The organism is Natronococcus sp. A-GB7 (assembly GCF_029688865.1).
Lineage (GTDB): Archaea > Halobacteriota > Halobacteria > Halobacteriales > Natrialbaceae > Natronococcus.
The window spans coordinates 152,759-179,123 of record NZ_JARUKV010000007.1 but is presented as its reverse complement, the minus strand read 5'-3'; the positions used below and the strand labels follow the sequence as shown (position 1 = coordinate 179,123).

At 66.1% G+C, this 26,365-nt stretch carries 24 protein-coding genes; 10 read left to right on the top strand and 14 right to left on the bottom strand.

Annotated elements, in window-relative coordinates; all coding sequences use genetic code 11:
• Positions 1-420, top strand: a 420-nt coding sequence (locus tag QA609_RS08655) for a RidA family protein (RefSeq protein ID WP_278302193.1), incomplete at its 5' end; no start/stop codon positions are given.
• A 118-nt stretch (positions 421-538) separates the two neighbouring features.
• Positions 539-1,714, top strand: a complete 1,176-nt coding sequence (arsB, locus tag QA609_RS08650) for an ACR3 family arsenite efflux transporter (protein WP_278302192.1) — start codon at positions 539-541, stop codon at positions 1,712-1,714.
• 724 nt (positions 1,715-2,438) lie between these two features.
• On the opposite strand, the gene QA609_RS08645 is transcribed toward arsB, so the two are convergent.
• Both QA609_RS08645 and QA609_RS08640 read right to left on the bottom strand, forming a co-directional pair.
• On the bottom strand, positions 2,439-3,596 hold the full coding sequence (locus QA609_RS08645; protein WP_278302191.1) for an ABC transporter ATP-binding protein: 1,158 nt from the start codon (positions 3,594-3,596) through the stop codon (positions 2,439-2,441).
• Complete coding sequence (locus QA609_RS08640) at positions 3,586-5,478, bottom strand: iron ABC transporter permease (RefSeq protein WP_278302190.1); 1,893 nt, start codon at positions 5,476-5,478, stop codon at positions 3,586-3,588. The genes QA609_RS08645 and QA609_RS08640 overlap by 11 nt, the downstream gene beginning before the upstream one ends.
• A gap of 111 nt (positions 5,479-5,589) precedes the next feature.
• On the opposite strand from QA609_RS08640, the gene QA609_RS08635 reads away from it, so the two are divergent.
• On the top strand, positions 5,590-5,904 hold the full coding sequence (locus QA609_RS08635) for a thiamine-binding protein (protein WP_278302189.1): 315 nt from the start codon (positions 5,590-5,592) through the stop codon (positions 5,902-5,904).
• 75 nt (positions 5,905-5,979) lie between these two features.
• Here QA609_RS08635 and QA609_RS08630 read toward each other — a convergent pair whose 3' ends face one another.
• The 3 genes from QA609_RS08630 to QA609_RS08620 are packed head-to-tail and all read right to left on the bottom strand — an operon-like array spanning position 5,980 to position 9,455.
• Positions 5,980-7,065, bottom strand: coding sequence for a thiamine ABC transporter substrate-binding protein (locus QA609_RS08630; RefSeq protein ID WP_278302188.1), 1,086 nt, complete (start codon positions 7,063-7,065; stop codon positions 5,980-5,982).
• A gap of 51 nt (positions 7,066-7,116) precedes the next feature.
• Entirely contained in the window at positions 7,117-8,865 is a 1,749-nt protein-coding gene (locus QA609_RS08625) for an asparagine synthase-related protein (protein WP_278302187.1), read from the bottom strand.
• A gap of 56 nt (positions 8,866-8,921) precedes the next feature.
• Entirely contained in the window at positions 8,922-9,455 is a 534-nt protein-coding gene (locus QA609_RS08620) for a hypothetical protein (RefSeq protein ID WP_278302186.1), read from the bottom strand.
• Between the two features lie 117 nt (positions 9,456-9,572).
• On the opposite strand from QA609_RS08620, the gene QA609_RS08615 reads away from it, so the two are divergent.
• The gene (locus QA609_RS08615) at positions 9,573-9,833 is read left to right on the top strand and encodes a hypothetical protein (RefSeq protein WP_278302185.1); all 261 of its coding nucleotides are present in this window, start codon (positions 9,573-9,575) and stop codon (positions 9,831-9,833) included.
• A 1-nt stretch (position 9,834) separates the two neighbouring features.
• Here QA609_RS08615 and QA609_RS08610 read toward each other — a convergent pair whose 3' ends face one another.
• The 3 genes from QA609_RS08610 to QA609_RS08600 all read right to left on the bottom strand — a co-directional run bounded on the left by QA609_RS08610 (position 9,835) and on the right by QA609_RS08600 (position 12,454).
• Positions 9,835-10,119: a DUF6360 family protein gene (locus QA609_RS08610; protein ID WP_278302184.1), complete on the bottom strand. Its 285-nt coding sequence runs from the start codon at positions 10,117-10,119 to the stop codon at positions 9,835-9,837.
• Positions 10,120-10,255: 136 nt separating this feature from the next.
• Entirely contained in the window at positions 10,256-12,034 is a 1,779-nt protein-coding gene (locus QA609_RS08605) for a ferredoxin--nitrite reductase (RefSeq protein ID WP_278302183.1), read from the bottom strand.
• Positions 12,035-12,124: 90 nt separating this feature from the next.
• Positions 12,125-12,454 carry a hypothetical protein gene (locus tag QA609_RS08600; protein ID WP_278302182.1) on the bottom strand — a complete coding sequence of 110 codons (330 nt, stop codon included), beginning with the start codon at positions 12,452-12,454 and terminating at the stop codon, positions 12,125-12,127.
• Between the two features lie 265 nt (positions 12,455-12,719).
• Between QA609_RS08600 and QA609_RS08595 the strand changes: the two genes are divergently transcribed.
• A complete protein-coding gene (locus QA609_RS08595; protein WP_278302181.1) occupies positions 12,720-13,787 on the top strand; it encodes an mRNA surveillance protein pelota in 1,068 nt (355 codons plus the stop codon).
• Positions 13,788-13,860: 73 nt separating this feature from the next.
• Complete coding sequence (locus tag QA609_RS08590; RefSeq protein WP_278302180.1) at positions 13,861-14,541, top strand: DUF4336 domain-containing protein; 681 nt, start codon at positions 13,861-13,863, stop codon at positions 14,539-14,541.
• A 1-nt stretch (position 14,542) separates the two neighbouring features.
• On the opposite strand, the gene QA609_RS08585 is transcribed toward QA609_RS08590, so the two are convergent.
• On the bottom strand, positions 14,543-15,241 hold the full coding sequence (locus QA609_RS08585; protein ID WP_278302179.1) for a phosphoglycerol geranylgeranyltransferase: 699 nt from the start codon (positions 15,239-15,241) through the stop codon (positions 14,543-14,545).
• 155 nt (positions 15,242-15,396) lie between these two features.
• Here QA609_RS08585 and QA609_RS08580 point away from each other — a divergent pair, with 155 nt between their 5' ends.
• Positions 15,397-18,069: a PAS domain-containing protein gene (locus tag QA609_RS08580; protein WP_278302178.1), complete on the top strand. Its 2,673-nt coding sequence runs from the start codon at positions 15,397-15,399 to the stop codon at positions 18,067-18,069.
• Here QA609_RS08580 and QA609_RS08575 read toward each other — a convergent pair whose 3' ends face one another.
• From QA609_RS08575 to QA609_RS08560, 4 genes are all read right to left on the bottom strand, one after another.
• A complete protein-coding gene (locus tag QA609_RS08575; RefSeq protein WP_278302177.1) occupies positions 18,070-19,263 on the bottom strand; it encodes a threonine synthase in 1,194 nt (397 codons plus the stop codon).
• A 69-nt stretch (positions 19,264-19,332) separates the two neighbouring features.
• Positions 19,333-20,031, bottom strand: coding sequence for a DUF4013 domain-containing protein (locus QA609_RS08570; RefSeq protein WP_278302176.1), 699 nt, complete (start codon positions 20,029-20,031; stop codon positions 19,333-19,335).
• A gap of 140 nt (positions 20,032-20,171) precedes the next feature.
• The gene (locus QA609_RS08565; protein ID WP_006108486.1) at positions 20,172-20,348 is read right to left on the bottom strand and encodes a 50S ribosomal protein L37e; all 177 of its coding nucleotides are present in this window, start codon (positions 20,346-20,348) and stop codon (positions 20,172-20,174) included.
• Complete coding sequence (locus QA609_RS08560) at positions 20,345-20,572, bottom strand: LSM domain-containing protein (RefSeq protein WP_278302175.1); 228 nt, start codon at positions 20,570-20,572, stop codon at positions 20,345-20,347. Before QA609_RS08560 ends, QA609_RS08565 begins: the two co-directional genes overlap by 4 nt.
• A gap of 125 nt (positions 20,573-20,697) precedes the next feature.
• On the opposite strand from QA609_RS08560, the gene QA609_RS08555 reads away from it, so the two are divergent.
• Together QA609_RS08555 and QA609_RS08550 are read left to right on the top strand one after the other, a co-directional pair.
• The gene (locus tag QA609_RS08555) at positions 20,698-21,000 is read left to right on the top strand and encodes a hypothetical protein (RefSeq protein ID WP_278302174.1); all 303 of its coding nucleotides are present in this window, start codon (positions 20,698-20,700) and stop codon (positions 20,998-21,000) included.
• 363 nt (positions 21,001-21,363) lie between these two features.
• The gene (locus tag QA609_RS08550; protein WP_114587455.1) at positions 21,364-21,570 is read left to right on the top strand and encodes a cold shock domain-containing protein; all 207 of its coding nucleotides are present in this window, start codon (positions 21,364-21,366) and stop codon (positions 21,568-21,570) included.
• 256 nt (positions 21,571-21,826) lie between these two features.
• On the opposite strand, the gene aglG is transcribed toward QA609_RS08550, so the two are convergent.
• On the bottom strand, positions 21,827-22,786 hold the full coding sequence (gene aglG / locus QA609_RS08545; protein WP_278302173.1) for a glucosyl-dolichyl phosphate glucuronosyltransferase: 960 nt from the start codon (positions 22,784-22,786) through the stop codon (positions 21,827-21,829).
• A gap of 155 nt (positions 22,787-22,941) precedes the next feature.
• Between aglG and QA609_RS08540 the strand changes: the two genes are divergently transcribed.
• Complete coding sequence (locus QA609_RS08540) at positions 22,942-25,779, top strand: oligosaccharyl transferase, archaeosortase A system-associated (protein WP_278302172.1); 2,838 nt, start codon at positions 22,942-22,944, stop codon at positions 25,777-25,779.
• Positions 25,780-26,365: the final 586 nt, after the last annotated feature.

The window sequence follows — 26,365 nt, the reverse complement described above, 5'->3', positions numbered from 1 at the left end:
GAAAATTCCGATTCGTCGACGCTCGGAGACCGAACACATTTCAGCAGCGAAAGCAAGCGGCAGCGCGAGGGACTCAAGCACAGGGGTGCAATGGGGAGCCGAGTCGGCAGTTCGGACCTCGTTTTCCTCGAAGGAATTCTCCCCGAAAGGGATGGAGAGGTATTGAATGATCTCTCAACCGAAGAGCAGACGAAACGATGTTTTGAGAGGCTCGAATCTCTGCTGTCGGAGCGTCGTATGGATCGGGATGCCATCATGAAGTTCGAAGTACAGATGACGCCTGCTGCGGAAAAAGACGCCGTCGACCGCGTCTATCAGAACCAATTCGAAGGTCAATACCCACCTCGAACGATGGTCGGTGTTTGCTCACTTCCCGGTAGTGCCGACGTTCAGTTCGACGTGATCGCTGCACAGGAGTGAGTCATAGTTCAAGGAAATTTTCCACACATGTCTTTAGACCTATCCCTGACGGCACGTTGCAGCGAACGATTTGCAGCCAGCGTCCACCTCCAGAACGGTTCGACGGAGGGGTCTGCCAATGAGCAGCTCTGATCACGAGCACGGTCCGAACTGTAGTTGCCCGAACTGCGGCGACCCACGGTCGATGGACTTTCTCGATAAGTACCTGACCGTCTGGATCTTCGCCGCGATGGGGATCGGTGTCGGACTCGGGACTGTCGCTCCTTCCGTAGTAGACCCGATTCAGGATTACTATCTCGTCGAGATCGGGCTGATCGCGATGATGTACCCACCGCTAGCAAAGGTCAACTACGGTCAGCTGCCACGGGTGTTCAGCGCGTGGCGAGTGCTTAGTCTGAGCCTGATCCAGAACTGGCTCATCGGCCCTACGCTGATGTTCCTGTTAGCGGTCGTTTTCTTCAGCGGACTCGTGCCACCATTCCCAGCCCATCCCGAGTACTTCCTTGGCCTGATCTTTATCGGCATGGCCCGGTGTATTGCGATGGTACTCGTCTGGAACGATCTTGCCGACGGCTCGAGCGAGTACGCTGCCGGACTGGTCGCGTTCAACAGCGTCTTCCAGATCATCACCTACGGGGTGTACATCTGGTTTTTCGCGCTGTTCCTGCCGCCGCTGCTGGGGATGGACGCGCTGGTCGCTGGCATCGGTACGTTCGACATCACGGTCACACAGGTGTTCTGGGCGATCGCGATCTTCCTCGGCATTCCTTTCGCCGGCGGGATCCTGACTCGTTTCGGCGGCGTCCGTTCGAAAGGCGAGGAGTGGTACGAAGAGGAGTTCGTCCCGAAGATCAGCCCTGTCACGCTGATCGCGCTCCTGTTTACTGTCGTCGTGATGTTCGCCACGCAGGGTGAGAACATCCTCGCTCAGCCGACCGACGTCGTCTGGATCGCCGTCCCGCTGACGATCTACTTTGTCATGATGTTCCTCGTGAGCTTCGCAATGGGCCGGGGAATCGGCGCGGACTACTCGACAACGACTGCCATCGGCTTCACCGCGGCCTCGAACAACTTCGAACTCGCGATTGCGGTTGCCGTCGCCGTCTTCGGCGTCGGTTCCGGTGTCGCGTTCGCCACTGTCGTCGGACCGCTCATCGAGGTACCGGTCCTCCTTGCGCTGGTGAACGTCGCCATCTACTTCCAAGAGAAGTTTGACTGGACGGGCTACGAGACTGGCCGCCTTGACGGCCTAACCGAACCACCAGAACCGACGCTGGAAACAGACGACGACTGAATGCAATGTAGAGACAATCCTACTCCCAACCGGCGGAAGAGATCCAGCAACGGAAGTGGCTCGATGGGGGTTTGCTTTTATAAATCAGGTCGGCACTAATGTCCACGTTCTCGCGGTTGCAGACGTGAGTATCGCAACGAGTGCTGGTTACTCCGGTGATTCGTCCTCGATACGGACTCGTCTCCACGAGACAGCAGACGAACGAGGATTACTCTTGCAGAAGAACCACCAGAGTACGGAGTCGATGCTGAGGCGACGGTGCGTGAAGTCGTTCCTGCTGCCGAGATAGTGGCGAAAGCCGTGGAAGACGAAATTGAGGCGGTCGTTATGGGGACGGCAGATCGTGGAGGTGTTACTCGTGCTCTCGTGGGTAGTGTCGCAGACAAGGTAATTCGGACTGCACCAGTGCCTGTCGTCACTGTCAATCCACCTGCGGCCGGTAATCAAGAGATCGAGTCTGGTATCGAGAGGATGTTATAGAACCACTTTCATGGAACGACTTTACCTCCATCTCGATAAACCAAACGCTACGTAGAGATGCACACGTACCTTTTTGCGCGTCGGGATTCCGCGCGAAGCGCGGAACCACTCGCGCAAAAATCTACGCTAAAAAGCCGCTCACTCGCGATGCTCGATCGCGGGTGCTGTGCTTGAACCGCACCGCAGTGATACCGCCTCCGCCTCTATGTAGCGTCACCTCGAGCTAATCGAACTCGGAACCCTATCATACAGTTCGATCGACCGAAACGACGTGTGCGTCCTCGGGATCGAACCCGACGAGGACCTCGCCCGACAGCAGATCCCGCGTTCGCACGAGCAGTTCCTGGCCCTGCCACTCGAGGTGGACCCGGGTCGTCTCGCCGAGAAACTCCGCGCTCCGGACGGTCGCCTGCGTCACGTTTTCTGTCCTGGGATCACCGGTCGAGTCGGCCTCGACGACCAGGTTCTCCGGTCTGACGCAGAACGCGAGGCCGTCGTCGACGGCGACGTCGTCCTCGCCGGGAGCGACGGCGAACGTCTCCGGTCCGATATCCACCGAGACGGCTCCGTCCGCGCCGAGCGACCGAACCGTCCCGTCGAAGACGTTGTTGTCGCCGACGAACTCCGCGACGAACCGCGTCCCGGGCCGGCGGTAGATCTCGCGGGGTGGGGCGACCTGTTCGGGCGTTCCGTCCCGCATCACCGCGACGCGATCCGAAATCGCCAGCGCCTCCTCCTGGTCGTGGGTGACGTAGATCGTCGTAATGTCGAGTTCCTTCTGGATCGCCTTCACCTGGATCCGCAGTCGCTCGCGTAGCTGGGCGTCGAGCGCACTCATCGGCTCGTCGAGCAGGAGGACGTCGGGACCGGGTGCCAGCGCGCGGGCGATCGCGACCCGCTGTTGTTGCCCGCCGGAAAGACGGTCGGGCTCGCGCTCGGCCATCCCCTCGAGGTCGACCAGCTCGAGTAACTCCCGAACCCGTTCGTCGTCCGAGACGCCCCCGGGTGGCTCCGCGAAGTTGAGCCCGTAGGCGACGTTCTCGCCGACGCTCATGTGGGGAAACAGCGCGTAGTTCTGGAAGACGACGCCGACGTCCCGGGCCTCGGGCGGGACGCCGGTGACGTCCTCGCCGTGGAACCGAACCGCGCCGTCGGTCGCCGACTCGAAACCGGCGATCAGGCGCAGCGTCGTCGTCTTTCCACAGCCGGAGGGGCCGACGAGCGTAAAGAACTCCCCCTCCCGGACCGATAGCGAGACGCCGTCGACGGCCGTCGTTCCGGCGTAGCGTTTCGTGACGCCCTCGAGGTCGACGGCGATCGGTCGATCCTCGGTCGGCGACTCTGTACTCGGGGGTCGGGACTCGAGCGGCTCGAGCGAGCGATCCGGCTCCTCAGATGCCAAAGCTCTCACCCCCGAGGCGGTCGATGATCACGAAACTGATGCTCGTGACGACCAGCAGGACGACGCCCATTGCGGTTGCGGGTCCGAGCCGACGGCCGATGAACCGTTCGATCGCGACCGGCATCGTGTACTGATCCGTCCCGGTCGCGAGGATGACCGTCGAGGAGAACTCGCCCATCGAGATTGCGACGACGAAAGCGGCGCCCGCGACGACGCCGGGCCAGACCAGCGGGAGTTCGACGTCGTACAGGGCTCGAGCGCGCGAGGCACCGAGCGCGCGGGCCGACTCGACGAGCGATCGGTCGACGGACTCGAGCCCGGGTGCCACGGTGCGAACGACGAACGGATAGCAGGAGACCGCGTGGGCGGCGACGATCGCCGCGGCGCCACCCATCGTGATCTGCCAGCCCGCGAGCTCGATACCGAAGACCGGTCCTCGAAGGAGGCCGATCCCGACGATGATCCCCGAGACGGCGAGCGGGGCCATCGCCACGGCGTCGACAAGCTTCCGGCCCCGGTAGCGTCTGGTCGTCAGCACCGAGACGACGACGCCCATCGGCAGAGCGAGCGCGAGCGCGCCCGCGGCAAACAGCAGGGAGTTGCGGATCGCGGGCCAGGGCCGGACCTGGAACGCCGCGGCGGTCTGCTGACGATCGATCAGAAACCGGTAGTGGTCCAGCGTGAGCCCGTTGGGTCCCGAGACGCTGGCGTAGAGCATGCTGACGATCGGCGAGACGAAGACGACCAGCGCGATGGCGGCGTAAACGGCGATCCCGGCCCGCGGAGCCAGTTCGCGGACCGACAGCGACGGCGGCGAGAGCGGACGACGCGGGAGCGGACGAACTCCTCGAGAGCGGACGACGTGGTTCGCCTCGTAGCGCAGGTAGCCGTAGAGGATCCCCAGCGTGATGACGAGTTCGACGATCGCCAGCGCGGCGGCCTCGGCGTAGTTCAGGTCCTGAATCAGCCGGTAGACGAACACCTCGACGGTCGCCAGCTCGAACCCGCCCAGCGCCAGCACGATCGGGAAGGTTCCGAACGTGAAGACGAAGGTCAGGGCCGCGCCCATCAGCACCGCCGGGTACAGCTGGGGAGCGACGACGTCCCGAAAGGCACGGAAGGGGCTCGCACCGAGGCTGCGGGCGGTCTCGATCGCGCTCGCGTCGACGGACTCCCAGGCCGCGGTCGTCACCCGCGCGACGAGCGGGGCGTTGTAGAACGCGTGGGCGATGAGGATCGCCTCGAGCGTGAACATCAGCTCGATCGGGCCAAGCCCGACGAGCCCGAGCAGGCGGTTGAGCGTGCCGTTCTGACCGAACGTCGCGACGAAGCCGACCGCGACCATGATCGACGGGAGTACGAAGGGAAGAACCGTCAGCGAGCGCAGCGTCTGCCGACCGCGGAACTCGTAGCGCGCGAGGACGTAGGCCGCGGGAACGCCGAGTGCGACGCTGAGCAGCGTCGAGAGGAACGCCTGATAGGCGGTGAAGCCGACGATCCCGATCCGACGATCGGCAGAGAGCAGGTCGCTCGCGACCGCGAGCGGCGACTCGCCGGCAAACAGGCGGGCGAGGTCGCCGAAATAAAAGGGATCCCGCAGGAGCTCCAGAAAGACCGCGAGCGTCACCGCGCCTTCGACGACGACGGCCTCGACGAACACCGTCGCGACGGGGTAATAAAACAGCACGACCAGCAGGAGGATCGTTCCGAGGCCGAACAGCGCGATGGCCCGACGCTCGAGGCGGTTGCGAATTCCTCTCGCGCGCCGTCGTCCCGTCGGTTCGTCTCCCGTACGGGGATTTCCGGGGTCGGGGCCCGAACCGGGACCGTCGACGGGCGCGGTCGCCCCGCCGTTGGCTCTCGGATCGGTGCGGTCGCTCACGTGGCCACCTCCGCGGATTCGCCCGCCGAGGACCGGGCTGTGAGCCGGCTCGACCATCCGGTGGTACCGGCGACCGAAACCACTACGTCACGACCCCGGAAACAGACGACTATGACAGTCTTCGCGCTGCTTCGCGTGACCCCGATCACCGACGACGACGTAACCGAGGACGTCGCGGCCGCGATCGACGCCCTCGAGGAGTACGACGTCGAGTACGAGACGGCGCCGATGGCGACGACGCTCGAGGCCGAGGACGTCGAGGAGCTGTTTGCGGCCTGCGGGGCCGCCCACCAGGCGGTCGAGGGTAGCGAGGTCCAGACGCTGGTACAGGTCGACGACAAGCGCGAGAAGTCGATGACGGCGACCGACAAGGTCGACGCCGTCGAATCGGAGCTGGGCCGAGACGCCCGGAGCGACGGCGACTGAGCCGTCGCTCGCGGCGGTGGCCGCTTCGCGACGCCCGCAGTCGGATCGTTCGGTGCGCTCGAGGCCACGGCTCGTTCAGTGGTCGCCGGCGGCGACCTGCTCCCACTCGCCGAGCCAGTCGTCGAGGTTCGCCTCGAGGTCGTCGTAGTCGAAGAACGGCGTGTCGTCGGGCACTTCGGCGTACTCCTCGTACACCTCCGGAAGCTCGGTTTCGTCGTTGACCGGACCCGTCACGTTGCGTTCGGCGATCACGGCCTGGACTTCGGGGTCGAGGATGAAGTCCATGAACTCGTGGGCCAGTTCGTCGTTCGTCCCGTCCGCGAACCGACCCATCCCGGCAACGTTGGCGTAGGCCTGGTCGTTCAGCAACGCGACCTGGTGTTTCTCGAGATCGTTGCCGGCGCGTTGGGCGTAGACGCGGTCGTTCGCGTAGGAGGCGACGACCGGAACCTCGCCCTCCTCGAACTGGGCGTAGACCTCGCTCCAGGAGTCGAGAACGCGCGTATCGTTGTCGAGTAACTCCTCCCAGTACTCGAGGTACTCGTCCTCGCCGAAGTAGTCGATCGTCCACAGCAAGAAGAGCAGCCCGGTTGTCCCGCGCTGGGGGTTCGAGACCGCGATCTGGCCCTCGTACTCGGGATCGAGCAGGTCCTCGAACGTTTCGGGAGTGTCAACGTTGCGACCGTCGTAGACCATCGCACAGAAGCTCCGGTAGGTCGGAATCACCCGGCCCTGGGGGTCGAAGTAGTGCTCCTCGTCGACGTTCGCGAGGTGCTCGAGGGCGTCGTCGTCGGTCTCGACGAACAGGTCGCCGTTGGTGTTCTGGTCGGCCCGGACGACCTCGTGGGGGTTCAGCCCCAGGTAGAGCTCAGGTTCGATCTCGACGTCCTCGTTGTGGCGCTCGATGTAGTAGTTCAGCTCCTGTTCGGGCGTGTGCCACTCGAACTCGACATCGTACCGGTCGGCGAACTCGTCGGCGATCCACTCGCCGGGACTGTCGCTTGGGGCGTCGACGAACGAGGTGTTCGCCGCGACCCGGAGCACGTCCTCGTCGTCGCCGTTCCCGGTCGTCCCGCCGTTGTCTCCGTCCTGTGAAATGCAGCCGGCCAGACCGAGTCCGGCGACTGTCCCCCCGCTCGCGAGAAACGTCCGTCGTCTCATTACCGGGTGATCACAACCGGTGGTACGTAAGGGTCGCGCTTTCGATCCGGCTCAGCCGTCGCTCGGCAGCCGAATCGTCGATCGGTCGGGGATCGGGCCCGACGCGTCCTCGAGGTCGAGCCGACCCGTTGCGGCCAGCGTCCGCAGCGCGTAGAGGTTCCGAAACGCCGGGAGCGCCTCGAGGACGTCGTCGTCGACGATCCCGTACCACGCCAGGGGATGGGAGCCGGGCTCGCTCCAGGCCGACCGGGGCGCGAGAAACGGCGGCTCCCAGTCCCCGTTGCGCTCGGTGAACTGGCGGATCGGCGAGTGTCGAACCAGCGCGAGGTGGCGATCCGCGGGCGAGAGCGTCCGGTCCGTCAGCCCCGCCCGCTCGTCGGGAACGTCGGCTACGCGTTGATACCGCTCGCGCGCGAGGTCGGCGTGGAGCCCCTTCCCCCGTCGGGCCGCGAGCGGGACGCGCTCCCAGGCGCGAACGTAGGCGGGATCCCACAGCGGGAGCCACCAGTCGAGGCCCGCGTCCTCGTAGACCCGGAGGTCGCCGTTGGTGAACGTCGCCATCCGCCCGCGCCACTCCCAGCGCTCGTAGGCCGCGGCTACAGTCGCAGGGTCCGCAACGGCGCTCGGGTCGCGGTCGCCGAGCAGCCCCTGTCGGATCCGTTCCCGCGCGGCGTCCTCGAACCGCTCGTCGGCCCACTCCCACAGCGCGTAGTGGCGCTCGAGGACGTAGTCGACGAGGTCCTCGAGGGTAGGGTCGATCAGCTCTCGGTCGAGCGCGTCGTCGTCGGCGTCGACGGCGGGCCCGCAGCCGACGCTCGAGTCCTCGCTCCGTTCGCGCTCGCCGACGAACCGCGGCAGCCGCTCGCTGGGCGTCGCGACGGTGTGGCCCGGACAGTACAGCGCGTCGGTCGGGAGCCGTCCGTCGGCGACCAGCTCGCGGACGGCGGGCCACTCCGCGAGGAAGGGGAGCGCGTCGCCGCCGAACGCCTCGCGCTCGTACCGCCGCCCCTCCGGGCCGCGGTACCACTCTCGCCACGTCGACTCGTCGTAGTCACGGAACTCCCAGCGGATCCCGAGGCGGTCCGCGATCTCTCTGCTCAGTTCGACGTCGGGGTGGCCCGACCTGCCGAACGTAAAACCGATCACCTCGCGGTCGCGCTCGACGAGCGCCGACGCGAGCAGCCGGGAGTCGTAGCCGCCCGAGAGCGGGACGACGACTGGACGGTTGCCCGCAACGCACTCGAGCCGATCGAGCGCGGTCTCGAGGGCCGACTCGAGGCTCGCCCGGGGGTTCGCCGATTCGTTCGCGCGTTCGTCCTCGGGACCCGCGGGCCAGTACTCGCGGTAGGTTCGACGTGTGATCCCGTCGCCGTCGATCCGGACCACCTCGCCGGGCTGGGTCGTGTACACGCCCGACCAGATCGTCTCGGGTCCGGTAACGTACCGCGTCAGGAGGAACTCGCTCTCGGCGACGGGGTCGGTCGCCGCCTCGAGCGCCTCGCGAACGACGCGCCCGCGATTGGAGACCGTTCCGTCGGGACCGTAGTACAGCGGGATGGATCCGGCGCCGTCGGCGACGAGGGAGGTGGCGTCGCCGTCCTCGATGACGGCGGCGAAAAAGCCCTCGAGGTCGGCCGCGAGGGCGGCGACGGCCTCGAGCGGGGCGTCGGACTTTCGGGTCTCGGAGAGGCGGGCGGCGAGGGACGGTCCCTCGAGGAGCTGCCCGTCCTCGAACGCGCGACCCCGAACCGCGACGCCATCGGCTCGGGTCCAGCCGTCGTGACTCAGCACCGTCTGCATACTCGTTCGTTCGTCGAGGCGTACTTAGATCCGCCGACAGGTGTCGGCTCGACGGCTCACTCCCGGTTGTCGGCCAGCTCGCGGCGCCGTCGGTCGGCCGCCGCCTCCCACTGCTCGGTCGACTCGTCGTAGGCCGTTCCCAGCGAGATCAGGAAGCCGGTGATGGCGGTGACGAGCGCGATGCTGCCGATCGCGACGACCGCGATCGAGAACAACGGCCCCGCGAGGACCTGCGCCGAGGTCAGCAGCGAGACCGCCGTCACGAACGCGATCAGGGTTCCGAGCCGCGCCAGCCGTCCGGTGTCGAGGCCGCGTTCGGAGTCCGTTCGGGTTTCGGTGCGTTCGATCAGCTCGTCGACGATACCGGTGTACTCGCCGCCGTCTCGTGTGTGACCCAGCGAGTGGATCGACTGTGCGATCCACAGTCCGGCCGTGAAGTTCAACAGCGCGACGAACGAAACCAGTCCCAGCTCGCCACCGATGAACAGCCCGGCAGTGATCGCGCTGGCGAGTGAGAGCGCCATGATCGCGTGAGTAATGATCGAGCGGGTACCGAAGTCGGCCAGCCGGTTCAGCTGAGTCGTTTTCATACCGAACTAGAGGCTCCAGCGCCGGAAGCCGACTACCCCTAACCATGATAATTATTTACACACGACCGTTGCAGCTGCCGGGTCAGTTGCTTCCCGTCCGAGGCCGGTAGTGGACGCATGGCAGAACTCGGCACCGCGACGATCACGTACAGGAACGCGAGCGACGAGATCGAGGAAGTCACGGTCGACAACGATCACATCGCCTACTTCCAGGACCACTGGCTGTTCGCCTACGGCACCGACGACGACGGCAACGACATGGTTCGGCGGGTCCCGAGCGAGCGGGTCTACCACGTCGAGCGTTCGGTCGAGGAGCTCGAGAGCACGTTCGACACCGCGGTCGACAAGGCAAAGGACACCCTCGAGGACCTCAAGTAACCTACTCGCCGGTCGCGTCCTCGACCCGATCCGCGTGTTTCTCGAGGTCGCTCGCGATCGTTCGGGCCTGATCGGGCGTCAGCTGAACCTCCTCCATGTGTGCGGGAAGATGTTCTTCGGTCATGTTGTCGAGCTCGAGCTGCAGCCGGACGCAGTCGGGTTCCTCCCTGTCGGCCGTCGCGTTCACTACGGCGAGCGATTCCGTCTCGAACTCGTGACCCTTCGCGACGGCGTCGACGAGGTCGAGCGTCGTGTACGCGTTGACTTTCATCAGACGGTCTGCCATGGTTCTCGAGAGCGGGTGGAGACACTTAGGCGGCCCGGAGCGACGCGAAACGCGGTCACATCGAACCGAGTGCTGCGGCTGCCGGGACGGTCGTGGAACGGTAGGCGAGAGAACGGCACCGAGCGGTGAACGTCGGTTAGTCGTCGGACGGGATCGGCGTCCCGTCGGCCTTCGCGGGAGCGGGGCTCTCGTTCAGGTCGTCGTCCTCCGCGTAGGGGTACCACGTCCGCTTCGTGTTGTGCATGAACGGATCGTCGTAGTCGGTCTCCTCGGGCTCGATCAGGTCGGCGAGCTCCTCGTCATCGCGCTCGCCGACGAACTCGCGGAAGCTCTGGGTCTCGCTGTCGCGAGCTTCCTCGAAGTTCTCGAGGAGGTTCGCGATCGCGCCGGGCACCTCGTCGGCGGGGACCCGCTCTGCGATCCAGGAGGCGAACTGCGGCTCCTCGCCGAGCCCGCCGCCGAGGCCGATGTCCAGCGCCTCGACCGGTTCGCCGTCCTTGCGCGTCTTCATCCCGCGCAGGGAGACGTCGGCGATCTGGGGCTGGGCGCAGGAGGCGGTACAGCCCGAGAGGTGGACGTGGAAGTTCTCGACGCCCTCGGGGAGCTCGACGTTGTTCGTGAGCCAGCGGGCGTAGCGGACCTGGCGGTTCTTCGTCTCGACGATCGAGAGCGAGCAGAACTCCGTTCCGGTGCAGGCGATCGAGCCGCGCTGGAACGGGTGCGGGTCGGGGCTGTAGTGCTCGAGGACGTCCTGGGAGCGCAGGTCGTCGACGCTCTCCTCGGGGACGTCGGTGAAGACGATGTTCTGGCGCTGGGTGAGTCGGACCTCGCCCGAGCCGTGCTCGTCGGCGGCGTCCGCGAGGTCGTACGCCTCGTCGACGCCGATGCGCCCGACGAGGACGTTGAGCCCGACGTAGTAGTTGCCGTCGGGCTGTTCGTGGACGCCGACGTGGTCGTGTTTGCCGTCGGCCTCGCCGGCGTTGTAGGAGTACGACTCGCGGAGGTCCTCGCCCGCCGCGTGGAGTTCGAAGTCGACGTACTCCTCCTGGAGGGTCTCGCGGAACTTCTCGGGACCCCACTCGTCCATGAGGAACTTGATCCGGGCGTTGTAGCGGTTCTCGCGGTCGCCGTTGTCCCGGAACAGCGCCGAGATGCCGCCGGCGACGTCGACGGCCTGCTCGGGCGTCGCGAAGACGTCGATATCCCGGGCGAAGCGGGGCTCGTTGCGCGAGAGGCCGCCGCCGACGCGGACGTTGTAGCCCGTGACGGTCTCGCCGTCTACCTCCTTCTCGGCGGGCTCGAAGGCGAGGTCGTTGATGTCGCCCTGGCCGCAGCCCTCGTCACAGCCCGTAACCGACACCTTCCACTTCCGCGGGAGGTTCGAGTGAGCCTCGTTCTTCTTGAACGTGTCGTGGAGTTCCGTCGCGAGCGCATCGGCGTCGACGTGCTCGTGCTTGTCCTTGCCGGCGACCGGGCAGCCGACGATGTTGCGCCAGGAGTCGCCGCAGGCCTGGACCGTCGAGAGGCCGACCGACTCGAGGCGCTCGAAGATCTCGGGGACGTCCTCGAGGCGGATCCAGTGGAGCTGGATCGCCTGGCGGGTCGTCACGTCGATCCAGCCGTTGCCGAACACCGGATTCTCGGCGGGGCCGCGGGAGAAGTCGTCGGCGATCTCGACGATCTCTCGGAACTGGCCGGGCTCGAGAACGCCCCCCGGCGGGCCGATCCGCATCATGAAATAGGACTCCTGACCGGCCCGCTGGTGGTACAGGCCGTACCACTTGAAGCGCTCGAACCACGCGTCGTGTTCGTCGTCGGGAATCGCCTCCCACCCCTCCTCCGCGAAGCGCTCGATTTCGGCGCGGATATCGGTACCGTAGAGCTCGTCCTTCCACTGCTCGACGTCACTCGCCATTGATATCCTTCGTATGAACTCCCATTATAAGCACCCCTGCCTCTCGTCAGTTCTCCCCGCATCTAGCCGCTCTCGGACAGAATTGCCGCTTCACTCTCGCCTGGTTCGGGACGTCGGTTCGACGATCGACTGGACGCCCTCGGGTCCGTACGGCTTGAACTCGCCGTCGACGATCCGACCGACGGGCAATCGATCGATCGAGTCCTGAGTCCCACAGTCGAGACACCGTCCGACGGTGTCCGCGACGACGATCGACCCGCTGACGTCGACGCCGAAGAACCCCTCCAGGAGGACGTACGCCGGTTCGCACCCGCAGAACGTGCCGTGTGAGAGGGTCCAAACGTCGCTCACGCTTACCTGTCGGCTGTCGTTGACGCTGATCCACGCCCCGTCGTCGAGCGTTCGCACTGCGATCGTCATACCGACGCTTCGTCCGCGACCGGCCTCCGTTCGTTGGCCCGGGCAATGCTTACCGGAGAGCGGACGGCGGTTCGAGCGAAAACCGCAAGAAGGGACCGGAACGGCGCCGATAGCCGGATCCGAGATAGCTGCCATTCTTTCCGGTAGGAACGACCGCCGCTGGCCGACTCGTTTTACCGTTCGGCAGACCGCGAGTCGCCGTCGAGCGTGCCGACGCGGACCGCGAACAACAGCATCTTTTACCGGGCCGACCGGACTGACGGGTATGCAGATCAAAGACCGGGAGCGACTCGACGGGGGTCGCGAGCGGCTCACCGTCGTCCCCGAGAGCGTGGACGACCTCTGGCACCTCCAGTACGTCCTCGAGCCCGGCGACAGGGTCGCGGGCGATACGACCCGGCGGATTCAGCGCAACGACGACCAGATGCGGGATACGGGCGGCGAGCGCGAGCACATGTGGGTCGCCATCGCCGTCGACGATATCGAGTTCCACAAGTTCGCCAACCGACTTCGCGTCGGGGGTGAGATCGTCGCCTGCTCGCGGGAGGACCAGCTCGGCTTCCACCACACGCTGAACGTCGAGGAGCGCGAGGAGCTGTCGATCGAGAAGCGGTTCAAACCCGACCAGGAGGCCCGCCTCGAGGAGGCCGAGGAGGCAACCGAGAATCCGGACGTCGCTATCGCGACCGTCGAGGAGGGCCAGGCTCACGTCCACACGGTCGCCCAGTACGGCACCGAGGAGCGAGCGGCGATCAGCGGCCCCACCGGCAAGGGGGAGTTCGCCCGCGAGCGCTCGGAGCTGTTCGCGGAGCTGGCGACGGTCCTCGAGCGCCAGGACGCCGACGCGGTCATCCTCGCGGGACCCGGGTTCACGAAACAGGACGCCTACAAGTACATCGAGCAGAACGCGCCCGAGGTCGCCGAGAAGATCACGATGGTCGACGCGGCGGCCGTCGGCGACCGGGGCGTCCACGAGGTGCTCAAACGCGGCGCCGTCGCGGACGTCCAGCAGGAGACTCGCATCGAGAGCGAGGCCGAGTACATCGACGAGCTGACCCAGCGCATCGCCCAGGGCGCGAAGGCCGCCTACGGTCCCGACGAAGTCAAGCAGGCCGCCGAGTACGGCGCGATCGAGCACCTGCTGATCGTCGACGACCGACTCCGACAGGAGCGAGGCCCCGACGGCGAGTGGAATCTCAATGTCGACGACGTCGTCCGCACGGCCGAGCAGAAGGGCGGCGAGGTGACGGTGTTCTCGAGCGAGTTCCCGCCCGGCGAGCAGCTCTCGAACCTCGGCGGGATCGCGGCGCTGTTGCGCTACCGGCTCGAGTGACCAGAGCCCCTCGAGTCGATCCCACTGCACACGAGCGAGTGTTTTGATACCGCACCACGTGTAGGACCACGGAATGCTCACTCAACGGGCCGATCGACTGTGGACCTACGAGGAACCGCTGCGGTTTGTCGGCGTCGAACTCGGGCGGATCATGACGGTCGTCGAACTCTCGAGCGGGGGGCTGTTCGTTCAGTCGCCAGCCGAACTGACCCCCGACCTGCGGGCGGCACTCGGGGAGCTCGGCGACGTGCGCTTCGTCGCGCCCGCGAGCAAACTTCACGGACATCTCTATATGGAACAGTATCGGGAGGCGTTCCCGGACGTCGAACTGCTGGCGGCGCCCGGGCTCGCGGCCCGACGACCGGACCTGCGGTTCGACGGGCTGCTGGGCGATACTCCCGATCCGCGCTGGAGCGCCGATATCGATCAGGTCGCGGTCGACGGCCACCGCTGGCTCACCGAGATCGCGTACTACCACCGCTCGAGCGGGACCGTGATCCTCGGCGACGTCGGCTTTCACGTCGGCCCCTCGAGCCCCCTGAGGACGCGACTCGTCGCGCGGCTGTTGGGGATCTATCGGCGGGTCGGCCCCCCGATCGAGTTCCGGCTGACGATCGCCAACGAGGCGTCGTTCCGGCGGTCGATCCGGGACGTCCTCGCCTGGGAGTTCGACCGGCTGATCCCGGGTCACGGCGAGATCGTCGAAACGGGCGGAAAACGAGCCGTCGCGGAGGGGTTCGACTGGATCCTGTAGCTCAGGCGTCGTTTGCGGCCTCGACGGTCTCGCGCAGCGCGTCGACCCCCTCGTCGTGGGCGAGGTCGCCGACGACGATCACGTCGGCGTACCGGGCCATCCCGTACGCTGAGTCGTAGTCGTGGATGCCGCCGCCGTAGAACAGCGTCGACGCGTCGACGCCCTCGCTTGCGGCTCGGACGATCTCCTCGTCGCCGAGCATCCCGGAGTACTCGAGGTAGACGATCTCCTGGCCGAACATCCGTTCGGCGACCTTCGCGTAGGCTTCGACGTCGTCGGCCCCGAGATCGCAGTCGGCCTCCGTCAGGGTCGCCACGTCGGCCTCGGGGTTCATGACGATGTAGGCCTCCGTGGTCGTCCGCTCCCAGTCGACGGTGTCGATCCGGACCCACTCCTTGTGGGCCTCGGTGATCCAGAACGGCGAGCCGGCGTTGAACACCGTCGGGATGAAGTAGCCCTCGAGGGCGTCGTTCCGGACGACGACGCTCGGGTTGGCGGGCTCCTGGTAGAGCGGGACGTCGTGTTCGGCGCAAGCCTCGATCACCGCGGTCATGTTCTCCTCGGTCATTCCCATCGTCCCCCCGATCTCGATCGCGTCGGTCCCGGTCGCACAGAGGTCGCCGAAGGTGACGCCGTCGGGAAGCTCCTTGTCGGGGTCAAGTTTGAGAATATGGTTCCAGTCGGCCCAGGGGGCAGTCATACCGCTCCGTTTCCCGACAACCGGGAAAAGCGCTACGAAACGGCCGCCAGACGGTAATCCGTCGCCACCAGCCGATTCGCCGCCCCGTACCGCACCGTCGACGAACGACCGGGTAAACACCGAGTTTATTTTTTCCGGCGGACAGTAGTCGCCGTATGAGCGATCGGGCGGAATCGACCGAGGAACTGCGGTGGTCGACCGACAGCCCGGCCGTCGAACGGCAGCGGTTTCGGGCGGTTGCCGACGCCCTCGACGGCGGTGTGCTGCAACTCGACGCCGACGGGCGGATCGTCGCGGTCACCGACGACCTGCTCGAGATCGCGGGCTACGCTCGCGAGCAGCTGGTGAACGAACACGTCTCGGCCCTGTTCGACGACGCCGTCCTCGAGTGCGAGCGCGAGCGCGAAGACGACCCGGGCGACAGACGGGACCTCGAGACGGCGATCGAGACCGCGGACGGCCGAACCATCGACTGTGCGGTCCGGCTGGAGCAACTCGTCGAGGAGGGAGAGGAACACGGCACCGTCTGCATCGTCAGGCACTCGGGAGCACCACCGCAAGCGGGTCGTAGAAGCGACGAACCGGACCGGCGAACCAGGCGACTCGAGCGCAGCGTCGACCAGCTCTCGTCCGAACTCGACGCGGTGTTCGACCGCATCTCCGACGCCTTCTGCGCCCTCGACGACGGCTGGCGGGTTACCTACGTTAACGACCGGGCCGCGGAGCTGTTCGGCCGGCCGGCCGAGGAGCTACACGGGACGAACGTCTGGGAGGCGCTGCCGTCGCTCGTCGACACCCACCTCGAGGAGCGACTCAGGACCGTGATGGCGACGAAAAAGCCCCTCTCGTTCGAGCGTCGCGTCGACCCCCTCGATAGCTGGGTCCAGATGGACGTCTACCCGACCGAGGTCGGGATCTCGGTGTACTTCCGGGACGTGACCGAACAGGTCGAACGCGAGCGTCGGCTGACGGTGTCGGAGCGTCGGTACCGAACCCTCGCCGAACACTTCCCGAACGGGATCGTCGCCCTCTTCGACCGCGACGGGGAGTACACGCTGGCGGCGGGTCGCGGCTTCGATCGGCTCGACGCCGACCCCGCCGACCTCGAGGGGAGACACTTCCGGGAGGTCTGGGACGAGTCGGTCGCGGCGACGGTCGGTCCGGCCTACCAGCGGGCCCTCGAGGGCGAGGAACAGCGGTTCGAACTCGAGCAGGCCGGGCGGACGTGGCTCGTCCACGTGGTCCCGGTAACCGACGACGGAGGGACCGTCCTCGCCGGGCTGACGATGGCCCAGGACGTCACCGACCAGAAGGAACGCGAGCGCTTCCTGCAGGACGCGAAGGCCCAGCTCGAGGCCGCCACGGAAGCCGGCGCCGTCGGAACCTGGGAGTGGCACGTCCAGGAAGACCAGTTTATCGCGGGGGCAGCGTTCGCCAAGACGTTCGGGGTCGACCCCGACGAGGCTCGGGAGGGTGTTCCCCTCGAGCGCTTCGTCTCGTCGATCCACCCGGCCGACCGCGACCGCGTCGAGCGAAGCATCGAGGACGCCCTCGAGCGCTGCGGCGAGTACGAGGAGGAGTATCGCGTCTACAACGCCGACGGTGAGCTCCGCTGGATCGTCGCCCGCGGTCACGTCGAGTGCGACGAGGACGGGACCCCGCGTACGTTCCCCGGCGCGGTCGCCGACATCACCGAACGAAAGCGCGCCGAGCGAGAGCTCCAGACACACAAGCGCCAGCTCGAGACGCTGTTCGAGGTGTTGCCCGTCGCGGTGATCGTCGCCGACGTCGACGGGCGACTCATCGAGGCCAACGAAACGGCCCGGGAGCTGTGGGGCGGGGACGTTTTCGACGCCGAATCGATCGCCGACTACGACCGCTACGACGGCTGGTGGGCCGACACCAGCGAGCCGATCGAGCCCGAGGAGTGGACGATGGCCCGCGTTCTCGACGGCGAGGAGGTGACCGAGCCCGACGTCCACGAGATCGAGACCGTCGACGGCGACCGACGGATCGTTCTGGCACACGGGATGCCAGTCAGGAACGAACGAGGCGAGGTTCGTCGCGGCGTGATCACCCAGACCGACGTCACGGAACGCCGGGAGTACCAGCGCCGGCTCGAGGAAACGATCGAGAAGCTCGAGACGTCGAACGAACGCCTCGAGCGGTTCGCCTACGCCGCCTCCCACGACCTCCAGGAGCCGCTGCGGATGGTCTCGAGCTACCTTCAGCTGCTCGAGGGGCGCTACGGCGACCGACTCGAGGACGACGCGGCGGAGTTCCTCGCGTTCGCGGTCGACGGCGCCGACCGGATGCGCGAGATGATCGACGGCCTGCTCGCCTACTCCCGGATCGAGACCGCTGGCGACCCGCTCGAGCCGGTCGACCTCGAGGACGTGTTCGACGAGGTTCGCGGAGCGCTGGGGGGGCGGATCGAAGAGTCGAGCGCCGAGATCAGCACCGAGGCGCTCCCGCGGGTCGAGGGCGATTCCAAACAGCTTCGACAGCTCTTCCGGAACGTCCTCTCGAACGCGCTCACGTACTCGCGGGACGGCAGTCCCCAGATAGCCGTCTCAACTGAACGTCGGGGGTCGATGTGGCGGATCTCGGTTCGAGACGAGGGGATCGGTATCCACCCCGACGAGACCGAACGCATCTTCGAGGTGTTTCATCGGTTGCACACCCACGACGAGTACGCAGGCTCGGGGATCGGACTCGCGCTCTGTCGGCGGATCGTCGAGCGCCACGGCGGCGAGATGTGGGCCGAATCCGAGCCCGGCGAGGGGTCGACGTTTTCGTTTACGCTCCCGGCAGCCGACCGGGAGTGATCAGATTCCCTTGCTCATCAGGTGGCTGCGCAAGACGTCGGCCTCCTTGTTCCCCGTCCCGGTGTTGACCGCGACGACCGTCTCGTCGCCGTCGAATGCGCCCCGATCGGACAGCTCGAAGAGACCGCTGACCGCCGCGGCGCAGGTCGGCGCCATCTCGAGGCCCTCTCGCTTCGCGACCGCGATCGCGGCATCGAGGATCTCGGGGTCGTCGGTCGCGACGGCGCCGCCGTCGCTCTCGCGGATCGCCTCGAGGATCCACGGGCTCGCGCCGGGGTCGGGGATCTCGATGCCGCCGCAGATCGTGTCGGGGTGTTCGACCGGTTCGTGGACGTCCCGACCCTCCTCGAACGCCTCCACGATCGGCGCACACCCCGACGCCTGCGCGGCGTAGAAGGACGGAACGGCGTCGGTCAGGCCGAGCGTCTCGAGCTCCCGGGCGGCCTTGTACATGCCGACGAGACCGACCCCGCCCCCGGTCGGGTACGAGACGATGTCCGGGGTTTCCCACTCGAGGCGTTCGGCGATCTCGTAGAACATCGTCTTCTTGCCCTCGTGGCGGTAGGGCGTGGCGAACGTCTGGAGGGAGTACCAGTCGTCGTGCTCTCCCAAGGCCTCCTCGAAGGCCGCGACGGCCTCGCCGATTCGACCCCCGACGACGTTCATGTCGCCGCCGTGGACGTTGATCATCGCCTTGTTCGTAAAGCCCGAACGCGAGGGGACGTAGACGTTCGACTCCATTCCCGCCCGTCCAGCGTACGCTGCGGCCGCCTGACCCGCGTTGCCGGCCGACGCCAGCGCGACGTCGGTCGCACCGTGTTGGGCAGCCGCCGTCACGGCGACGGTCTGGCCCCGATCCTTGAACGTCCCCGTCGGGTTCCGCCCCTCGTCTTTGATCAGCAGCCGACCGACGCCCAGCTCGTCGGCCAGAGTCGGACACTCGACCAGCGGCGTCGCCCCCTCGTTCATCGTCACCGCGGTCTCGCGGGGGAACGGGAGCAGCTCCTCGTAGCGCCACAGCGAGTCGAACGGACGCTCGGCGAGCGTTTCGCGATCCAGCTCGACCGCGTCGTAATCGTAGCTCGGATCGAGGATTCCACCGCAGTCCGGACACCGGTGGGTCTCCGCGTCGGCGTCGACCGTCGACTCGCAGTCGACGCACTCGAGGCCCTCGAAGGCGGCTGTCATCTCCATAGAGGAGTGTTCGCGGCGCGGGACTAATGGCTGTTCATCGGACTCGAGAGCTGGGTCCCGGTTCTGCGATCAGACGGCGGGACGCTCGCTCGAGGGCTCGCCGTCCGCGTCGTCGAGCGAGACCGGGTGGAGGTCACCCCAGGTGTGGCCGATGACGTAGTAGGCCGCGACGAGCGCGTAGAACGCGACGATCGCGCCCAGGACGGTCCCGACGAGCGGGACGGCGTTGAGGATCCCCGAGACGAACGAGCCGACGACGACGATCCCGAACGCCAGCAGCCACCCCGTCGCGTACGTTCCCGTTGCGAGGACCGAGCGGAGTTCGTCGACGTCGAACCCCGCGCCGAGGCGTCGCTCGCTCGCGAAGTTCGCGATCGCCGCAGGCGAGACGTACGCGGCCGCGACGAACGCCGCGAGGGTGAGGACCCCGGCGAGGAGGAACCCGATCGCGCCGAGCGATCCCGGCGTCCCGCCCGTGACAAGCCAGACGCCCCCGAACAGGACGGCGCCGACGACCGCGGGGACGAGCGAGTACGCGAGCAGGATCGCGAACGCCTTCGCTCCCTCGATCGTCAGGTCGCCCCAGTCCTCGAAGCCAGGGGCCTCGTCGTCGTCGCGGCTGGTCCGATCCAGCACGCGAACGACGTACCCCCAGACGAGAAAGAGCGGGAGCAACAGGAACCCGAACAGCAGGCAGAGCCCGCCGATAATGCTCGTCTTCAGCGCGTCGTCGCTGTCTTTCAGGTAGGTGAGTGATTCGGATAACATGATTCTCTCGACCGACTGCAGTCGCTCGCGATCGATCGAGAGTTCTACGCGCGGCAGCTATATCAAGCGATCGTCGGCTCGAGCGACTACGGGTTGCGGGGTACGCTGCTCGAAAAGAGCGAGTCCGAAGAGACAGAAGTTCAGTTGTCGCCGGTCTTGGACTGCCACTCGTAGTCGCGGCGCTTGGCGGACTTGCCGAAGCCGCACGACGAGCAGACCTTCTTTTTCGTGTGGTAGGATTTCTCTCCGCAGCGACGGCACTTCGTGTGTGTCGTCTTGTTCTTCTTTCCTTGGCTCGGGGTTCCTGCGCCAGTCATGGAGTGATCGAAACGACGTTATCGCCGCGTATAATCGTTGTGTCTTCGACCGGCGCCTCGTCGTCCACTTCTCGGTCGGCGGCCCTCGAGACGTCCTCGAGCACGAGGTTCATGTGCTGATCGTAGCCCGCGAGATCGCCGACGTACTCGTCGCCGCTCTTGAGTCGTACGGTAACGCGTTCGCCGAGCGACGCCTCGAGGACGTCAAGCGGTCGTCCACTCATACAACACACCGCCAGTGACGCGCACTTAATCGTACCGGTCGAGACTCCCAAACCCTCGAGTCGACGGCCGTCGACGCGCCCGAACAAGCCAAACGGCTAAGTGACCGCTTGCCGACTCCCCCGACATGGGAGAGAAGAAGTTCACCCTCATCGAGTTGAACCTCCAGGGCGACCACCAGTTCGGACCACGAGCGATCGACGACGCGCTTCCGTTCGGCGAGAAACAGGAGGCCGCCGACCTCGAGGGAGAGGAGGAGTTCGAGGACGAGCCGGAAGCCGACGAGGAGGGTGGCGGAAAGGGGGCGATCGGCGCCCTGATCGCGTTGGTCGTCCTCGTCGCGCTCGGCGTCGCGGCGAAGAAGTACACCGAGGACGACGAGGCCGAGGAGTTCCCCGAGGACGAGCAGCCTGACGTCGTCGTCACGTAATCGGTGCGACGCGGCCCTTCTGACGCGCCCGGAAGATCCTACCAGCAGCCAGTGGTCCGGCTTCGGTATTCAGCGTGAGCCGTGAGGCTGCGATCGATGCGATCGAACCGATACGCTGACCGTAGCCAGGGGGAAGGGTTCGTTCCGGGGAACGCATACTACACCGTCCACACGTCGCGCACGTATCCGCGGCGAGGACCGTGCAGTCCGCACGGACGCTGATCGTGTCTCGTGACCGTACGCCTCCGGGACGAAACTCCGAACGAACGGTACGCGATGGTAACCGTTCACGCGTACGTCGAGGGCCGTGGTACCGTGATACTCGGAACTGTTATCCGTCGCTGGGGTCAACGTTTGTTTGTAATGGCAAACGGAACGGTTGACTTCTTCAACGACACTGGCGGCTACGGTTTCATTTCGACTGACGACGGCGACCTCGACGACGACGAAGACGTGTTCTTCCACATGGAGGATGTCGGCGGAGAGGACCTGACGGAAGGGACCGAGGTAGAGTTCGATATCGAGTCCTCGCCGAAAGGGCCTCGCGCAGCGAACGTCGTCCGGCAGTAATACCGAGAGACACCCGTCGCTCACAGCGACGACCGACGCTCTCGATTCTTCGGCCAATCACACGCTCCAGCTAAGGCTATCTGTACGCTTCGAAACACGCCCTCGAGAACGTCGCGCAACCCCGCTGTGTATTCAGCAGGGCAGCGCAGAGATCGAGGATAGCTGCTAGAAATCCCAGCGTTAGATTCGTACTCTGTAAGAAACGGCTATCGAGTTCGGCCGACACTGAGACACGTCGGTCCGTTCCGAACTGCCCTCAGACGGTCGACGCCTCCTCGAGCTCCTCGCGAACGAGCGCGTCGTCGGACCGAACGAGTCCGTACAGGTAGCCGAAACCGACCGCTGCGGTGAAGACGACGATCGCGACCAGCTGTTTGACCTTCGCACTCGAGGGCTCGCGGGCGAGTTCCCGGAGCCGCGAGGGGACGAACTCGAGGGTGAGCTGTCGGAGATACTCGTTCTTGTCGCCCGCGGCCTCGGGCAAGAGGAGGTCCATGATCCGCTTGGAGTACCCCTGCCAGAACGAGCGGAAGACGAGCCACCGGAACTCGCCGCGGTAGTCGAACAGCTTGTGGTTGACAACGGCGTCGGTGTTGTAGATCACACCCTTGCCGTACCTGTTTGCCATCCGGATACAGACCGGGGCCTCGTGGGCCTGGATGTGGCGGTCGCCCTTCCGGCCCGTGTTCTCGTCGTAACCGCCGACCGAGAGGAAGACGCTCCGGCGAAAGGAGATGTTCGAGCCGTAGGTGTTGCGCAGCTCTTCCATATGCTCGCCCATCCCGCGCTCGTCACAGCCGACGAGCCAGTAGAACTCTTCGGGGAAGAAGTCGGGCTTCTCGGTCACCCAGTCGGGTTTCGCGTGGCCCCCGACGGCGATCGCATCGGTCTCCTCGTAGACCCGGGCCAGCTCCGCGATCCAGTCGGGTTCGGCGACCGCGTCGTCGTCGATAAAGGCGACGACCTCGCCGCTGGCGATCTCGGCGCCCCGCGTGCGGCTGTAGGAGATCCCCCGATTCTCGTCGTTACAACGGAGGACGACCTCCTCGCGGTCCCCGTACGCCTCGCGGACGCGCTCGAAGACGGCCTCGTTGCCGTCGACGACGACGACGACCTCGAGGTCGTCGTACGTCTGTGCGAGCACGCTGTCGACGCACTCCGAGAAGACGTCGTAGCGCTCCATCGCGTACGTACAGACGACGGCGGAGACCTTCATCGAGGGATCCGTTTCGATGAGGGAAGAATAAACTTTGTCGTCCGATCGCCAGCGCGGCCACCACCGCTCGGGGAGAACAATTCGCACTAGGTGACTGTAAAATAATCTGAACGGTATGAGAAAGCTTATTCGTGGCTTCCCTCTCGTGAAACCTAATGAGTACGGAGACCGAACGAGCCGAGGAGCGGACGGAATCGTCCGTTCTCGGCTCGTGGGCGGAGTGGTACCACGTTCCCGTCGTCGGGGCCGTGATGCTGTTTATGTTCTGGGTCAGGACGCAGTCGTACGAAGCCTTCGTCACCGAGGACGGAACCCCCGCGCTCGCGGGCGTCGACTCCTGGTACCACTGGCGGACGATCCAGTGGACGGCCGAGAACTATCCCCGAACGATGCCGTACGAAGTCTGGACCGGCTTTCCGACGGGCAACTACGTCGGCCAGTTCGGGACCCTCTTCGACCAGCTGATCGTCACCGCCGCGATGGTCGTCGGGCTCGGGGATCCCTCCTCGAGCACGCTCTACACCGTTTCCCTGCTCGCGGTGCCGGCGATGGCGGCGCTGGTCGCGATCCCGGTCTTCTCTCTGGGCCGACGGCTGGGCGGGACCGTCGGCGGACTCGTCGCCGTCGTCTTGCTCGCACTCGCACCCGGGCAGTTCCTCGTTCGCACCACCGCGGGCCAGCTTCAACACCACGTCGCCGAGGTGCTGTTCATGGCCCTCGCCGTTCTCGCGATGACGGTTGCGCTGCGAGTCGCCGAGCGCGAGCAGCCGATCTACGAACTCGTCGCCGACCGTAACTGGGCTCCGCTCCGGGAGCCGGCGATCTACAGCGTCCTCGCGGGCGTCGCGCTCGCGCTGTACATCTGGGTCTGGCCCCCCGGCGTCGTCCTGATCGGGATCTTCGGCGTCTTCTTCGCGCTCCAGCTCTGTCTGGACTACGTCCGGGGAATCTCCCCGGATCACGTCGCGTTCGTCGGCGCCGTCTCCCTGGGCGTGACCGCGATTGCGACGACCCTGCTGATCGAAGAGCCCGGCACGAGCGTCACGAGTTTCGGCTACCTCCAGCCGGGCACCGCGGCGCTGGTCGCCGTCGGCTGTCTCTTTATGGCCTGGTTCGCCCGCCAGTGGAACGCCCGCGGGATCGACCGCCGCTTCTACCCGGGCGCGATCGCTGCCCTGATCGTCGGCGCGTTCGCGGTCATGTGGCTCGTCCTGCCTGACTTCTACGATACGCTCGTCGGGAACCTCACGGGCCGGCTGATCCCGCTGGATCCCGACGCGGGGACGCTGACGATCCAGGAGGCCCAGCCGCCTGACGACTTTACCGCCCACGTCTTCGACGAGTTCGGCACCGCCTTCTACACGATGCTCGCCGGACTCGCGCTGCTCGTCGCCCGACCGCTGTTCGGCCGCGAGTACCGCGCGGAGTACACGCTGATCCTCGTCTGGTCGCTGTTCCTGATCAGCATGTCCGCGACCCAGATCCGCTTTTCGTACTACCTCGTGCTCGCGGTCGCCGTCGTCAACGCCGTCTTCGTCGCCGACGTCCTGCGGTTGTTCGATCTGAACCTCCAGCGCGGCGCGCGGTCGCTCGAGGGGATCGAGACCTACCAGATCATCATCCTGCTCGTGGTCGTCCTGTTGCTGTTCGCGCCGTTGCTCCCGGTCGTCGCCGCCGACGGCGATACGGCGATCGATCGCGGCGAGGCCACCGGGCCACACCCCGACGCGATGGTCTGGGAGGAGTCGACCCACTGGCTCGGGTCGAACACACCCGAGCCGGGTAACTACGGGGGGGCCGACAACGCCGACGAACTCGAGTACTACGGCAGCTACGACTACCCCGATGGCGGCAACTTCGGCTACCCCGCGGGCGCCTACGGCGTGATGTCCTGGTGGGACTACGGTCACCTGATCACCACCCAGGGCGAGCGGATCCCCCACTCGAACCCGTTCCAGCAGAACGCCGACACCGCCTCGGCGTTCCTGACCGCCGAATCCGAGCGGGAGGCCGAACTGATCCTCGAGGCCATCGCGGCGGGCGAGGACCCGCTCGACGGCGACGATACCGTCCGCCCGCTCGAGGAGCTCGAGGCGGCGGTCGACGACGACACCGACGAGCAGATGCGGTACGTGATGATCGACGACCAGATGGCGGGCGGGAAGTTCAGCGCGATGACCGCCTGGTCGGGTCCCGACTACCCCTACTACGTCACGCCCGACGTCGAGCCCGGCGAGGAGATCGACCGCGGCGAGGTCGACGAGCGCCTCGAGGTCCCCTACGAGGACACGATGGTCGCGGGTCTCTACTTCGACGACGCCGCGGGGATGGACCACTACCGACTCGTCCACGAGAACGACGAGCGCACGGCCGGCTTCGTCAGCTACGCGCTGATCGATCCCGAGACCGATCAAGTGCTCACCGACGAGACCGGCCAGCACCAGGTCGCGATCAACCAGCCCCTCGACCAGCAGACGGAGATCCAGCTCTCGCAGTTCGAGCAGAGCCCCGACGTCGACGTCGAGTACGTCGACGAGCGCGAGGGCGCCGGCGTCAAAACCTACGAGCGCGTCGCGGGTGCGACGATCACTGGCACCGCCGACGCCGACGAGGGTGACGTCGTGACCGCCGAACTCGAGCTCGACTCCGGAGTCGAGCGCGGCACGTTCACCTACGAGCAGACGGCCGAAGTCGGCGAGGACGGCGAGTTCGAGCTGACGGTGCCGTACGCGACCGACGACGAGCTCGCCGTCGAGGACGGCTACACCGAAAGCGCCGTCGAGGCCGTCGACGACTACACCGTGACCGTCGAAGGCGAGACGCCCCAGCAGGGCGACCTCGAGGTCCCCGAGAGCGCGGTCGTCGACGGCGAGACCGTCGAGGTCGAGCTCGAGGAGACGGAACTCGAGGACGACGACGGCGCGGCCGACGACGAGAACGACGCCGACACTGCGGACTCGATCGCTCCGGTCACCGCCGAGCTCGCGGGCTGACTCCGCCCTCCTCTCTCGCTCGAGTATCGAAAGCTTGCTTCGCCACCGACTCGCCGTCTCGTCTAGACGACCCTCGCTACCCGACGCGCCGAGAAAATCGGCGATTCGCCGATCGGGGTGTCGAGATCGTGTTATCGTGCGGTTCTCGCTGACCGAACCGTGACCCTCGAACCGACCGATCCGGAAACCGCGTCGGAGATCGGACAAGCGCGAGCCAGCAGGTGCTCGAGACACGCTACGACCAGCGTACCGAGAGAGAAGGAGACGGAGCGGCGGAGAGAATATTCGGCCAACGTCTACCGTCATCCGTTTCGCTCGTTACTCTTCGCTTCCCGGACAGCGCCATACCGAGGTCTACGAGCTGGGCTCTTCTCACGGGAGGTCGCCGAACGACTCGAGGAACTCTGGATCGAGAACCGGTCGGAGTCGTACTACCGGACCGGCGTCGCCGGCGAGTACCGGGCGCGGACGATCCACGGGCTCGCGGTGCAACTCCACGACGAAATCGTCCAGCTGACTCGGACGCGGGACTGCCTCTGCGAGTGACCGCAGCCGGCCCCCTAAGTACGATGAGGGGGACTACGGT

Bases quoted from the DNA above. Each gene is read 5' to 3' on its own strand.
- aglG (WP_278302173.1), bottom strand. From the start codon at position 22,786: ATGAAGGTCTCCGCCGTCGTCTGTACGTACGCGATGGAGCGCTACGAC.
- QA609_RS08630 (WP_278302188.1), bottom strand. From the start codon at position 7,065: ATGAGACGACGGACGTTTCTCGCGAGCGGGGGGACAGTCGCCGGACTC.
- QA609_RS08635 (WP_278302189.1), top strand. From the start codon at position 5,590: ATGACAGTCTTCGCGCTGCTTCGCGTGACCCCGATCACCGACGACGAC.
- QA609_RS08585 (WP_278302179.1), bottom strand. From the start codon at position 15,241: ATGACTGCCCCCTGGGCCGACTGGAACCATATTCTCAAACTTGACCCC.
- QA609_RS08610 (WP_278302184.1), bottom strand. From the start codon at position 10,119: ATGGCAGACCGTCTGATGAAAGTCAACGCGTACACGACGCTCGACCTC.
- QA609_RS08560 (WP_278302175.1), bottom strand. From the start codon at position 20,572: ATGAGTGGACGACCGCTTGACGTCCTCGAGGCGTCGCTCGGCGAACGC.
- QA609_RS08550 (WP_114587455.1), top strand. From the start codon at position 21,364: ATGGCAAACGGAACGGTTGACTTCTTCAACGACACTGGCGGCTACGGT.
- QA609_RS08590 (WP_278302180.1), top strand. From the start codon at position 13,861: ATGCTCACTCAACGGGCCGATCGACTGTGGACCTACGAGGAACCGCTG.
- QA609_RS08540 (WP_278302172.1), top strand. From the start codon at position 22,942: ATGAGTACGGAGACCGAACGAGCCGAGGAGCGGACGGAATCGTCCGTT.
- QA609_RS08615 (WP_278302185.1), top strand. From the start codon at position 9,573: ATGGCAGAACTCGGCACCGCGACGATCACGTACAGGAACGCGAGCGAC.
- QA609_RS08565 (WP_006108486.1), bottom strand. From the start codon at position 20,348: ATGACTGGCGCAGGAACCCCGAGCCAAGGAAAGAAGAACAAGACGACA.
- QA609_RS08625 (WP_278302187.1), bottom strand. From the start codon at position 8,865: ATGCAGACGGTGCTGAGTCACGACGGCTGGACCCGAGCCGATGGCGTC.
- QA609_RS08570 (WP_278302176.1), bottom strand. From the start codon at position 20,031: ATGTTATCCGAATCACTCACCTACCTGAAAGACAGCGACGACGCGCTG.
- QA609_RS08595 (WP_278302181.1), top strand. From the start codon at position 12,720: ATGCAGATCAAAGACCGGGAGCGACTCGACGGGGGTCGCGAGCGGCTC.
- QA609_RS08600 (WP_278302182.1), bottom strand. From the start codon at position 12,454: ATGACGATCGCAGTGCGAACGCTCGACGACGGGGCGTGGATCAGCGTC.
- QA609_RS08605 (WP_278302183.1), bottom strand. From the start codon at position 12,034: ATGGCGAGTGACGTCGAGCAGTGGAAGGACGAGCTCTACGGTACCGAT.
- QA609_RS08575 (WP_278302177.1), bottom strand. From the start codon at position 19,263: ATGGAGATGACAGCCGCCTTCGAGGGCCTCGAGTGCGTCGACTGCGAG.
- QA609_RS08620 (WP_278302186.1), bottom strand. From the start codon at position 9,455: ATGAAAACGACTCAGCTGAACCGGCTGGCCGACTTCGGTACCCGCTCG.
- QA609_RS08580 (WP_278302178.1), top strand. From the start codon at position 15,397: ATGAGCGATCGGGCGGAATCGACCGAGGAACTGCGGTGGTCGACCGAC.
- arsB (WP_278302192.1), top strand. From the start codon at position 539: ATGAGCAGCTCTGATCACGAGCACGGTCCGAACTGTAGTTGCCCGAAC.
- QA609_RS08555 (WP_278302174.1), top strand. From the start codon at position 20,698: ATGGGAGAGAAGAAGTTCACCCTCATCGAGTTGAACCTCCAGGGCGAC.